12 protein-coding genes and 1 tRNA gene are annotated in these 11,684 nt (G+C 57.0%); 5 read left to right on the plus strand and 8 right to left on the minus strand.

The window, feature by feature from the left end:
- Positions 1 to 1,143, minus strand: coding sequence for a cobalamin B12-binding domain-containing protein (locus VMC84_RS03105; RefSeq protein WP_325378041.1), 1,143 nt, complete (start codon positions 1,141 to 1,143; stop codon positions 1 to 3).
- Between the two features lie 377 nt (positions 1,144 to 1,520).
- Positions 1,521 to 1,592, minus strand: a tRNA-Arg gene (locus VMC84_RS03110).
- Positions 1,593 to 1,700: 108 nt separating this feature from the next.
- Between VMC84_RS03110 and VMC84_RS03115 the strand changes: the two genes are divergently transcribed.
- Entirely contained in the window at positions 1,701 to 3,305 is a 1,605-nt protein-coding gene (locus VMC84_RS03115; RefSeq protein WP_325378043.1) for a hypothetical protein, read from the plus strand.
- A gap of 584 nt (positions 3,306 to 3,889) precedes the next feature.
- Here the strand turns inward: VMC84_RS03115 and VMC84_RS03120 are convergent.
- From VMC84_RS03120 to engB, 4 genes are all read right to left on the minus strand, one after another.
- A complete protein-coding gene (locus tag VMC84_RS03120) occupies positions 3,890 to 5,125 on the minus strand; it encodes an NAD(P)/FAD-dependent oxidoreductase (RefSeq protein WP_325378045.1) in 1,236 nt (411 codons plus the stop codon).
- Positions 5,122 to 5,283, minus strand: a complete 162-nt coding sequence (locus VMC84_RS03125; RefSeq protein WP_325378046.1) for a 4Fe-4S binding protein — start codon at positions 5,281 to 5,283, stop codon at positions 5,122 to 5,124. The genes VMC84_RS03120 and VMC84_RS03125 overlap by 4 nt, the downstream gene beginning before the upstream one ends.
- A gap of 42 nt (positions 5,284 to 5,325) precedes the next feature.
- Positions 5,326 to 6,606 (minus strand): formate-dependent phosphoribosylglycinamide formyltransferase, encoded by a 1,281-nt coding sequence (purT, locus tag VMC84_RS03130; RefSeq protein ID WP_325378048.1) that lies wholly within the window; start codon positions 6,604 to 6,606, stop codon positions 5,326 to 5,328.
- Between the two features lie 88 nt (positions 6,607 to 6,694).
- Entirely contained in the window at positions 6,695 to 7,333 is a 639-nt protein-coding gene (gene engB, locus VMC84_RS03135) for a GTP-binding protein EngB (RefSeq protein WP_325378050.1), read from the minus strand.
- A gap of 76 nt (positions 7,334 to 7,409) precedes the next feature.
- Here engB and VMC84_RS03140 point away from each other — a divergent pair, with 76 nt between their 5' ends.
- A complete protein-coding gene (locus VMC84_RS03140; RefSeq protein WP_325378052.1) occupies positions 7,410 to 7,568 on the plus strand; it encodes a hypothetical protein in 159 nt (52 codons plus the stop codon).
- Here VMC84_RS03140 and VMC84_RS03145 read toward each other — a convergent pair whose 3' ends face one another.
- Positions 7,569 to 7,736, minus strand: a complete 168-nt coding sequence (locus VMC84_RS03145; protein WP_325378054.1) for a preprotein translocase subunit Sec61beta — start codon at positions 7,734 to 7,736, stop codon at positions 7,569 to 7,571. It abuts the gene before it with no gap.
- Positions 7,737 to 7,877: 141 nt separating this feature from the next.
- Here VMC84_RS03145 and VMC84_RS03150 point away from each other — a divergent pair, with 141 nt between their 5' ends.
- The 3 genes from VMC84_RS03150 to VMC84_RS03160 are packed head-to-tail and all read left to right on the plus strand — an operon-like array spanning position 7,878 to position 10,277.
- Complete coding sequence (locus VMC84_RS03150) at positions 7,878 to 8,960, plus strand: amidohydrolase family protein (RefSeq protein WP_325378056.1); 1,083 nt, start codon at positions 7,878 to 7,880, stop codon at positions 8,958 to 8,960.
- Positions 8,933 to 9,376, plus strand: a complete 444-nt coding sequence (locus tag VMC84_RS03155; protein ID WP_325378058.1) for a universal stress protein — start codon at positions 8,933 to 8,935, stop codon at positions 9,374 to 9,376. Before VMC84_RS03150 ends, VMC84_RS03155 begins: the two co-directional genes overlap by 28 nt.
- A 43-nt stretch (positions 9,377 to 9,419) precedes the next feature.
- The gene (locus VMC84_RS03160; protein ID WP_325378060.1) at positions 9,420 to 10,277 is read left to right on the plus strand and encodes a CBS domain-containing protein; all 858 of its coding nucleotides are present in this window, start codon (positions 9,420 to 9,422) and stop codon (positions 10,275 to 10,277) included.
- Between the two features lie 5 nt (positions 10,278 to 10,282).
- Here the strand turns inward: VMC84_RS03160 and VMC84_RS03165 are convergent, their stop codons facing one another.
- Positions 10,283 to 11,539, minus strand: coding sequence for a tRNA(Ile)(2)-agmatinylcytidine synthase (locus VMC84_RS03165; protein WP_325378062.1), 1,257 nt, complete (start codon positions 11,537 to 11,539; stop codon positions 10,283 to 10,285).
- Between the last annotated feature and the right edge of the window lie 145 nt (positions 11,540 to 11,684).

The raw sequence follows: 11,684 nt of genomic DNA on the forward strand, positions 1-11,684 counted from the left end.
TCACGTGCCTGCCAGTTTCTTCGCGATCTCCACGGCTTCCCGGGCATCACCCGCAAAGCCGTCGGCCCCTACATGTCGCCACAATCCGGGAGAGTTGTTGAACGGGTAGCCTCCCACGATGATCTTGATATGCCGGGTCGCTTCGTCGCTGCGGACGGCCTCGATCAGCTCTTTCACCTTGCTCACGTGAAAGGTCATGGTCGCCGAGATCGCCAGGACATCCACCTTGTTTTCCTTAAGTGTCCGCAAAACGCTCCTCGCCGGCGTGTTCGCTCCAAGATAGATCGTGTCCCAGCCCTCCATCTCAAAGAAGTCGGCCACCATGCGAATGCCCAGCTCGTGCAGCTCTTCCTCAACGCACACCGCTATGAGCTTGAGGCCTGTCCTCTCTTCGGAAAAGAGCCTCGGGTACAGCTGGGCCATGATCAGCTGGGTCGCTGCAGTACAATAGTGTTCCTGCGCCACGCTGATCTGGTTAGTCTGCCACAATCGGCCTACCTCGTACTGGGTCGGCTGGAATACCTGCAGGTAAATATCACGAATACTCAGTCCGCTGTCCACCGCATCCATGATTAGCCGGAGAGCCCCCCGCCGGTCGTTTACCAGAAGCCTCTTTAGGTACTCGCCAGCCAGACCTCCCTGGGGGGCCTTATCGTCGAGAAATGATGGCGGAGCGTCCGGTGCATTCGAGATCATATCGAGACCCGCATCGATATACTCGCTCACGATCGGCCTCATCTCTTGGGGGAGCTGCTCGTTCAGCACTTTACCGACACACTTAAGCGTCGTAACAATAATATCCGTGGGGAACTTTAAACTTTTAAACAGAACTTTAACCCAGGCAATATACCCGGTGAACAACGAGATGTCGGAGGCGCTGATGGCCTCCGACAGATATGACAGGTGAAAACCTGCATCGAGGACGCTCTGCCTGCGGCCCTGCTCGCCGTAGGGCTCCCAGAATTCGGGCTGAAAACGATACTGGCGATCAACGATGGCTTCTGCAAGCTCCTGACGCCTATCATCAATATACTTACAGACTATTTTCGGATCCAGTTGTATAGTCTGCCCCGAAATAAAAGCTCCTCCTTTATTGCCATGATTAAATAATAAAAAGTGCTTTTTTTTAAAGTATAAAATCATTACTGTTATCAGAAAAATACATCAGTTCCCACCCCCTGTAAATGGCTGCTAATAGTGTCCTATAACATACTTTTTTTATTTTTGGGAACGACATCCAAAGTTTATATTGATAGGTTCACTAAATCTACTATTAGGCGATCACTTTCCAACCGTGCTATTTATTAGCACTAAGGACTTATTATTAAAAATGTTACCGCATGCTAAATTATAGCATGATTTGGACAATCCGGCAAACCCCTGAAAACGGAGCCTAAAACGAGTTTGTTTCACGAGCGCCTGGTGGGCACCCTATAACAACAACGAAAAAATAACGTGTTTTTCGCCCATCATCGAGCAAAAATCCCCCAAAATGGGGGATTCGACCCTTCACGGTTTAGCGCCCCCACGGGGATTCGAACCCCGGTCTAGAGCTCCGGAGGCTCCAAGGATATCCACTACCCTATAGGGGCACCTGACGAATACAGATAGACTATCTTAGATATAAACTTTGAGATTAGCTCACCCAGAAAGCTTCATTAGACTCGGCGGTTATAGACTTTAGAGAGGGTGGGCTCGGGTTGGAGCAGGAAAAAGATTTAAAAAAGATAAAGATCACGTGGAGAACAGCTTTTGCGGTCGCGCTTGTACTGTTCATATTGTTCGGCCTCGGGACAAAGCTTATACTGTCCATTAACATGAGCCTGAACAGCGACATGGTCGGCGAAGGGCTGGAGGCCATGGACATATGGAAGCACCAGAACTACTTCCTCAGCGGCTACTACCTGCCGTCCCAGGACACGTTTCTCTTCACCGAGCTGTTACCGTTCCAGCTCATCCCGCAGATCCTTACGGACTATGACCCGGCCGCCCTCAAGCTGATGACCTATATCGAGTTCGCGCTGGGCGCGGGCGTCCTCGCGTACATCGTATTCATGATAACGGGCGAGGCTCTAAACGCCCTCCTGTTCACGGCCCTCGCCGTTAACGTCCCGCCGATTGCGTATCAGTTTTTTTCGCTTCCGACCTCGCATGCCGGGACGGTCGTTTTCCTGGGCATTATCCTTGCCCTGCTCATCTATGTTAATAAAAAAGAAGGCGAAAAAAAGCAAAAGACAAAAAAGGGCAGGAAAGTGCGCGATACCAGCATACAATGGCCATATGTGATAGCGCTTATCGTTCTCACGGCCCTGACGGTCGTATCCGACACGATCATACTGCCGTGGCTGATCCTGCCCTTAATACTGGCGTACCTGCTCGTAGTTAAGGAAAAAAGCCGGACCATGAACATAGTGGTAGCGCTGATGGCAGCCGTATCCGCGATAGTTTACATTTATAAGACATATTTCGTATACACCTGGGTTGTCCAGGACGTAGTCACCGGTAAAGGGACGTCTAATATCTTTTCCACGATCCTTCCGCTTTACTTTAAGGCATTGGCGCTTACGCTGAACGAGGGACTTTATAGTGTTTTCAACGGGTTTGCGGGTTTTGGCATATTGGAGGCCCTGTCCCTTGCGGCCTTCGCGGCCCTGGCAATTTACTCGGCCTGGAATATCCTGCATAACGGGCAAAATCGTTTCTTCAATGGCATACTGCTTGCGTCAGTGGTCATCATGTTCGCGATGTTCCTGGTATCGAACTACTCCATAGACATAAGCAGCGCCCGCTACCTGACATTCACGGCGTTCGCCGTGCTCATGCTCATCGCGGCCTCCTGCCGGAAGGACGATAAGATATGCGGTGCGCTGGCCCTGTCGCTTCTCCTGATATCGGCCATTTATGGATATTCGAGCGTGAGCGGGACGGCCGCGTCCCCGAATGCCCAGGAATACGGCCTCATCGATTACATGAAGCAGAATAACCTGACGTTCGGCTATAGCTCGTACTGGTACTCGAATATACTCACTTACCTTTCCGGGGAGGACATCACGGTCAGGGCGACGTTCTTCTACCGTGACGACATGAAGCCCAACGTCTGGCTCGCGAACGAGCGATGGTATCAGTCGACGCCGGACCGGTCGTTCATACTGGTAGATAACAGCTCGATCGGCGATAATGGCCGCGAAGTGATCAGTGCATTGACCACAAAGCTAAATGCGTCGGAAGCGCTGCATTATGAAAAATACGATATATACCCGCTTGAAGGCTATCACATCGGGCCGTTCCAGGTGGTCCGCGACTGACCGGCCTGGCGCTATTCTCCGCTTCATTGGTTTCGCGTTTGTTTTGTGATCGTTTGTCTTTGTTTGTGTGGTTCGATGATTTGTCCGGTTTTTCAACACGAAAACACAAATTATTTTTTTATCCCACGTAAGGGGCACGAACCGCACTAAAGTGGATGCTTTCACGTTAAAACACTAAACAACCTCCCAAGGGCACGGACCCCACTAAATTAACTTGAAACACTAGAGAAAGCATATAAAATAAAGCATAAATTTCATGCCGTTCTCGTGGTTCAATCCTTTAGTGTTTTAGTGCCATTCGGGAGGTTGTTTCGTGTTTTAAGCGCCAGGCATGGAACTTAGTGATTTTAGTGCCCCTTACGTGGGATATAAAAGTCTTTCGTGTTTTCGTGTTGAAAAACCGACGGGCTGTACGAAAGTGGAAAATAGGGCAAAGGACCACTAAACAAACACGGAACTACTACGCTTATATCCCTTATGATCGATTTCGCTCATGTATGACGTCCCAGGCGTGGGCCCCGGGATTGCCGGTCCGTATGTCGGCGGCCGTCGTCTGTCACCGCACTCCGGGCAAAAGCCGGGCATCAGCTCCGGGCCTTCAGGGCGTCGAGAAGGTTCTTCACGCCCGCCGCCACGCCTTCGACCTCGATGTAGCCCCTGCCCTTGGCGCCGTCGCCCACGACGTACAGGCCTTTCACCGGCGTCAGGTTGCCGGGGTCGAAGCCCGAGGCGATGCGGTTCACGGGCCAGTCGCGCCTATATGTTTGTACTAAAAGAACTGAATATTTCTTGCCCTGGAACATGTTCCTGATGTCCTGAAGGCCGAGCTTTATCTCGTTTTCCACGTCGCCCGAGCGCAGCGCCTGGTGCGTCATGGTAAGGTGCATGCCCTCCGGGGCGAGCGACGGGTCGATGTGCGTCACTTCGTTCATGCCGTTGACCCGCTGCGTGTAGGGCGTGAAGACCACGCCCGGGTGGCCGACGAGCGGCTCCTCCGCGGCCAGGCAGATCTTGACGCCCTCCGAGGGCCGGAGCTTTTGAAGCACGCCCGCGTACTTCGGGTTGAGGTACCGGGCGTCGTACATGCCCGCCGTGAGCCGGTGCCCGATGTCCGATATGACGATATCGGCCCCGCGCTTTTCGCCGTCCACGGCGACGCCCTTCGCTTTCCCGTCCTCCACGAGGACCGAGTCGACCTTCGAGCCTAAATGAATTTTACCGCCGTTCTTCTCCACCACGCCGGCCAGGGCATCGACCACGGCCCCGCATCCGCCCATGGGCACGCCCGGAGTGTTGTACTTACCGGGGCCGCCGCCGATGACGTGCCGGATGATGCCCGATGCCTCGGCCGCGGGGGTGTCCACCGACAGCGTGGAGAGCGCCCAGCCGCAGCAGCTGTCCGAAAGCGCCAGCCACTCGGGGTCGCCCCATACCATGTCCGAAACGGTGCCCTTCTTCGGGATGAGCATCTTCGCCATCAGGGCCGGTATCCGGGCCTGGGCCCGGGACGATAAAAGCTCCCTGAAATTAAAGAAAGAGATCTGGGCATTATCCTTCGTCATGAAGCAGCCCATGGGATCGGTCCTGACGATATTCACGCCGGCGCCGACCTGCTTAAGGAGCTCGGCCAGCGGGCCGGTCGGCCCTTGTGGGATCATGTGGAGGGCGCCCGTGGTGAGCTGGAAGCCCTTATAAGGTAAATTGGTGAACCGGCCGCCGTAGATATCGAGCCGCTCGTAGACGTCGACGTCGTGCTCCTTCGAGAGGGCGGCGCCCGCGAGCAGGCCGCCCAGGCCGGCGCCGATGATGGATACCCTCATGGCTCCTCCGTGATGGCCCCGATAGCGCAATAGCCCTTGCACTTGCCGCACTCGATGCACTTATCGTTGATCCGGCTCACGCCGCAAGTCTCGATGGCGCCGGCCGGGCAGAACACCTTACAGTGGCCGCAGCCCACGCACTCGTCAGTAATCCTCACCGAATCCCTCTGTACCGTTTTTAGCCGTAATAGGGCCTCCTCCTAATAGTGCTTTTCGGTTATCTCCTGGGCCTTCCATCCCTGGCCGGCGTCGATCCTGACCTTATGGGCGCTGGCCTGCGCCTTGCGGCGGGCCTGCTCCACGGTCTTCCCGCAGGAGAGCACAACGCCCATCCGGCGCTCCGCATACGTTTCGGGCTTGCCGAAGATGAGGACGCTCGTGTCGTCGTCGTACGCGCCGGCGACGCTGTACTGCGGGTACCAGCCCTCGGTATGAGAGATGATGACGTGCGAGGCGGCGGAACAGCGGGGCTCGATGATGGGGTCGTGCCACTTGATGGGGATGCCTAAAACTGCTTTCGCGTGGAGCGCGAACTCAGAATAGCCCAGCGGCATAGAGGCGAGAGTCACTAACCCCGTGTCGTGGGGCCGGCACGCCGTCTCGTTGGCGTATACCCTGCCGTTCTTCAGGTCGATGAACATCTCGTGGGCGAAGAGGCCATAGCCGCCCAGCCTGTCCATGATGCGCTGCGAGTAGTCGTAGACCTGCTTCTCTATTTTTTTGACCATCTTTTCATCGCCGCCCTCGATCCAGGGGTGCCACGAGGAATGGTAATCCCCCTCGATCTGGTAGTGCCCCAGGGGCCGGACGAACTTGCTCTCGTCCTTGCCCTTCTCGTTGACGTACTTTACGGATAGTTCCGTGATCTCCACGTCGAAGCTGATGAACTCCTCGACGATGATCTTGGCGGACGAGCCCCGGGCCTTTTCGGCTTCCTTGAAGGCCTTCTCGACGTCCTTCTTACTCTTCAGGAAGTATGAGCCCTTGCCGCTCGACGACTGTATGGGCTTGGACACGCACGGGTACCCAATACTGTCACATGCCTTCTTAAAGCTGGCCAGATCGGTAGCGTACTCGTACTTTGACGTCCTGGCCCCCGTGGAGGCGATGGCCTCACGGAGACGCTCGCGATGCATGGCGGTCCACACGGCCTCTGCGCAGGGCGCCACGAAGTAGCCCTCCTTTTCAAGCTTGAAGAGCGTGTCGATGTTGATGGCCTCTATCTCGGGTATGATAGCGTCGGGCTTCTCGCGGGCCATAATGGCCATGAGCGCCCGCTCGCTTTTCATGTTGATCGGGTAAGACCGATGTGCCACCTGCATGCCCGGCGAGTTGGCGTACCGGTCGACCGCCACGATCTCGATGCCCATGCGCTGGGCCTCGATCATCGTCTCTTTTCCCAGCTCTCCCGCTCCTAAAAACAGCAGCTTAGCCCCGTTCGCGTAGGGCGTGCCCAGAATCCTCCTCGGCTTCAGACTCATAACCAGGACCTCACGGTTTGTTATTGTATAAACGGCGGGATAGTTTAAAAAGATTGACTATTAATGTAAAATCGGCCGGAGCAAGGCGCTACGAGAAGCAGCCCGCCAGGTCCTGGCGCCCGACGGCCCGCAGCTTATCCTTCAGGAGCCGGCGCAGGTGCTCCACGTCCCCCTTTTTCGCCGATATGGGGGCGAGTCGGTCCATCCAGCCGCTCCATGGCGGGCTGAACCCGAGGCGCAGGGCGATGTCGTCCAGCACCATGTTTTTTTCCCGGTCGTAGATGTTGTCCATCTTGTTGACGGCCACGATGACCGGGATGTTCAGGTCTCTTAAAAACTGGAAGAGCTCGAGGTCGATGGGCACCTCGCCCCGGCCGTCCCACCGGTCCACGACCTCGGTGAACGATTTGGCGTCCACGACCTGGACGGCGGTAATTATTCTCGGCGCGTTGTCCTCGAAGTACCTGACGATGAGGTCTCTTATCCTGTGCTGTTTTTTATAGTCCACGTTCTTCATGTACCCGTAGCCGGGCATGTCCGTCACTAAAAGATCGCCAAAGCTGTAGTAGTTCGGGCGGAGCGTGACGCCGGGCCGCCTGCCGACGCGCACTTTAAGGCCGATCAGCTCCCGCATCAGCGTCGACTTGCCTACGTTGGAGCGGCCGATGAAGACGACCTCGTACTTCGCCTCGACGCGCTCGAACGCCGTATACTCTTCCAGGGGCATCCAAACGTATAGGGCCTCCGGTAAATGTAAAGTTATCGGGGCAGGTTTTTATGCACGGCCGCATTAATTTAATCTGATGACGTGCAGGACAGGCCCGGACAGGCGGCAGATCAAGGATGCCCCCATACAGTACGTTCCCCCGGAAGAGAAGAAGACTGTCATAGAATCACCCGAGAGGACGGAGCCTAAAAGGGGAAAAGAGGGCGGTGCGCCCGTAAAAACAAAAAGGTCTTAGTTACCAGATCCTGCCGAAGTAAAGGTTTAGCCCCAAGACGATGGCGCCGAAGATGATCGCCGAGACGATGACGAACAGGGGGTCTAACTTGATCGCGGATTCCTCGGCCTCGAAATAGCGCATGATACCGGCCGACGACATCAGTCCGCTCGTGTCTTTTCTCGCCATAGTGTGTCCTCCAGACGTTATACCCATTACACGAAGTATGATAAATAAGTTGCTACGTCCGCCCTCCAATACATAGGCTTATGGCCGAATTTTCACCGGGCCGAGAAGTTTTATTTTATCAGGGGGCCATTTATCCGTACCATGTCCGGGGAATACGTCGTATCGGGGACGCTCATCTATGGAGAGGAGCTCGAGGCACGGGAGGGCTACGTGGCCATCGCGGGCTCTAAGATCAGTGAAGTCGGCTTCGAGCGGTGCGACTCCGATATCCGGGGCATCGTCTGCCCCGCCTTCGTGAACTCCCATACGCATCTGGGCGACTCCATCGTGAAGGACCCGCCTTTCATGCCGCTCGTGGAGCTCGTGGCCCCGCCCGGCGGCCTCAAGCACCGGATACTGAGCGCCGCCGGGGCCGGCGCCATCGCGGGCGGCATGCGCTCCTCGCTCGAGGTCATGCGGCGGACGGGCACCTGCCACTGCATCGACTTCCGGGAGGGCGGCGCCGAAGGCGCCCGGCTCCTGCGGGAAGTGGCCGGCCCGAGGGCCACGATACTGGGGCGCCCGGCCCCGGGAGATTCCGTCGAGGCCGTCCTCGCCGCGGCCGACGGCATAGGCATCAGCAGCACGAGGGACCTCCCCCCGGGCGCCGCTGAGGATATCGCCGAAAAGACGAAAAAAGCCGGCAAAATAATCGGTATCCACGCGGGCGAGTTAAATAGAGACGATATAGATACTGCGATGGATATCATGCCTGACTTCTTAGTGCATATGGCGCAGGCCGTTGCTTCCGATATCCGCCGGGCCGCCGACCGGGGCATACCCGTGGTGGCGTGCCCGCGGTCGAACGCCATGACGGGCGTGGGGCTCCCGCCGCTGAAAAAGATGCATGACGCCGGAGTCACGCTGGCCCTGGGGACGGACAACGTCATGCTGGACTCGCCGGACATGTTCCGGGAGATGGAGTGGACGGACAAGCTCCTCGTTCACGACGATGCCTCCGTGCTGCGGATGGCGACGCTGAACGGGGCGAGGCTGGCCGGGCTCAAAAAGGGGGCGATATTGCCCGGCATGGACGCCGACCTCATCGTCTTCGACGCGAAGTCCGATACATTTAAATCTTCGCAGAATCTCATAAGCACCGTAGTCAGGCGCGCAGGGCCTGGCGACATTGGCTATTTTATTCACGAGGGTAAAGTATGTCGGAACTCTTCAAGAAAATTCTGATCGCGACCGACGGCTCGAAGCGGACGCAGAACGCCGTGGACATGGGCCTTAAGATCGCGAAGGACCGGGGCTCGAAAGTGTACGCGGTGTACGTAGTCGACACCGTGACCTTCACCTCCATTCCCATGGACGTCACATGGGAGAACATGTACCAGCTCCTTAAGGACGAGGGCGAGGACGCGGTCCGGGCCGTAAAAGACGCGGCCCCGGAGGGGGTCGAAGTGGAGACTCGCGTGCTCGAGGGAAACCCCGCCGCCGAGATAACGAAGTTCGCCAACGACAGCGGAGTAGAGCTCATCGTCATGGGCACGCTGGGAAAAAGCGGCATAGACAGGATCCTTTTAGGCAGCACGGCCGAGAAGGTCATCCGCATCGCCAGCTGTCCCGTGCTCGTGATCAAGAGCGACAAGAAGTGAGACCCAATATTTAAATAATATGAAATAATCTTCGAGGGATGTTATGAAGCAAATTGTGACCGTCGACGACATCATGATCAAAAGTGTCAAGAGCATCGAGATTCCCGGCTCCCGGGACGAGGTGCTCGATCTCATGCAGAAGGAGCGTATCTCCGCCGTGCCCGTCGTGAGGGATGGTACCCTTCTCGGCATCGTCACCCGCATCGACCTGCTGAAGCATCCGACCGAAGAGCAGATCGCGCTGTTGATGACCAGAGACCCCGTGACCATAACCCCGGACGCGCCCATATCCGAGGCCGCCCGCATCCTCATAATGACCGGCCTCCGCAGGCTGCCCGTCGTGGTGAAGAATAAGCTGGTAGGCATCGTGACCGTGGCCGACATCGTGGGCGCCATCGGCCAGATGGACATCACTTCGCCGATCAAGACATACGTAAAGAATGGCATCGTCGCGGTCTGGGAGGACACCCCCGTCAGCGTGGTCAGCGAAATAATAAGGCTCTCCAAGCACGACGCGCTGCCCGTGCTCAACAGCAAGAGCGAGCTTACGGGCATAATCACCATCACCGACCTGATCAACATGAGCCGCATCGAGGACTCCGTGGAGAGGTCCGACATGTCCTCCGCCAGCGACGAGGACAAGTGGACCTGGGAGAGCATGCGGGATACGATGAGCCTGTACTACGGCGTCTCTCGCATCAAGCTTCCGGATATCCCGGTGAAGAACGTCATGGTCAAGGACGTCATCACCGCGTTCCACAAGACGCCCGTCTCCGACTGCGCCAAGAAGATGCGCCGCAACCGCATCGAGCAGGTGCCCGTTATCACGGCGGACAATAAGCTGGACGGCCTCCTGCTGGACAGGGACCTGCTGACCGTGCTCGTGCACCAGGAAGAGTAAATTTCTTACCGGCCCGGGTGCGTCCGGCACCAGGGCTCTTTAATTCTAATGATCTGTTTTGCCAGGTGCCTTCTCGCCGACGGCGGCACCTCATACAACCCCGGTTCAAGATCGCGCTTTACTTTTTCATAGATGGGCAACGCCCGCCTGGCCCCGCACTTCCGGCACCGGTAACCCTTATTCCGGCCGACGGACTCCATGCTTTTACCGCAAACCGGACACTTCGGGGGGCTTGTCTTTACGAGTTGGGCGAGCTTGACGACCTCGAGCTTTTCCAGGTTCACCGTATCGCCCTTCACGCTTCCGAAGGCCTTCACCTCGTCGCCTTTTATTAGCTGTTTAACGATCTCCCGAAAGTTCTTCGTCGGCTCGAAGGCGGCGCATTTGATGGAGGCCCCGGCCTGCTCGATGCCGAAAAAGACGTGGCCGCCCTCGATGGCCTGCGGCTCGTCGCAGACGAAGCCCTCCAAAACGTAGGAGCGGTCGTTCCGCACGTCGGCCACCTTCGCCTCGACGAGGTGCATGTCGGTGCCCTGGTTGGTGATGAAGATCTGGGACCGCTCCACCGGCTCGGTGACGAGCATCTTTTGGGCTTTTAACAGTACTTCGGGGCTGTTGCCCCGGATGCCGTATAAAACGGGGTCGGGGGTGTGCGGGGAGAAGACGACGACCTTGTTGCGCAGGTCAACGTTGTCCCAGGTGTCCGGGTACGTGGCAGCGTCCATGCGGTAGACGGACTCGCGGTCCAGCCGCCGGGGCTTCTCGTAGTTCTCCGGCAAGCGGTATGCCAGTAGCTCGTATGTATGGTCATACAGGTCGAGCCCGATGGAGGCCAGGGCGCCGATGACGCCGCGGCCGTTCTTGAAGCGGCGCACGCGCATGCCATGCTTCTTCGCAAGAAGAAGCGCCTCGGGAATGTCCACCACGTCCCGGACGACGCGCAGGGCGAACGCCCTGACGTCATCGGGCACCTCGCCCTCATGGACGACGACGCCAGGGTTGGTGTTCCCGTCCTCGAACCGGGCGTACTCTTCGACGGCCTTTACGGCGATCTTTTCCACTTCTTCCACAGGCCCGCGCTCCAGGACGAGGCACAGGGCGGCGTTCCCCCTGGTCTTGTACTTGATGTTGGGGTTGAGCCTGACCAGCCTCGGGTACCCGTGAAGGCCAAAAGGCGCCAGCCGCTCCGCCAGCACGGCCGCTAGATATGTCGTGCACATCCCCAGCTTCGAGTCGGTATCGTCAATTCCCACGTACAGCATAATGAAAATGTTTTAATATTAGGAAAAAGACAGTTGAATGTTATAATATAATACTTTCGCCATTATGACTCGAGAAACGCTGCTCGACCAGGCCATCCGCGTCCTGCAAAAGGCCGAGTTCATCATCTCCGAGAAGTGCGACATC

It is taken from the genome of Methanocella sp. (assembly GCF_035506375.1).
Classification (GTDB): domain Archaea; phylum Halobacteriota; class Methanocellia; order Methanocellales; family Methanocellaceae; genus Methanocella.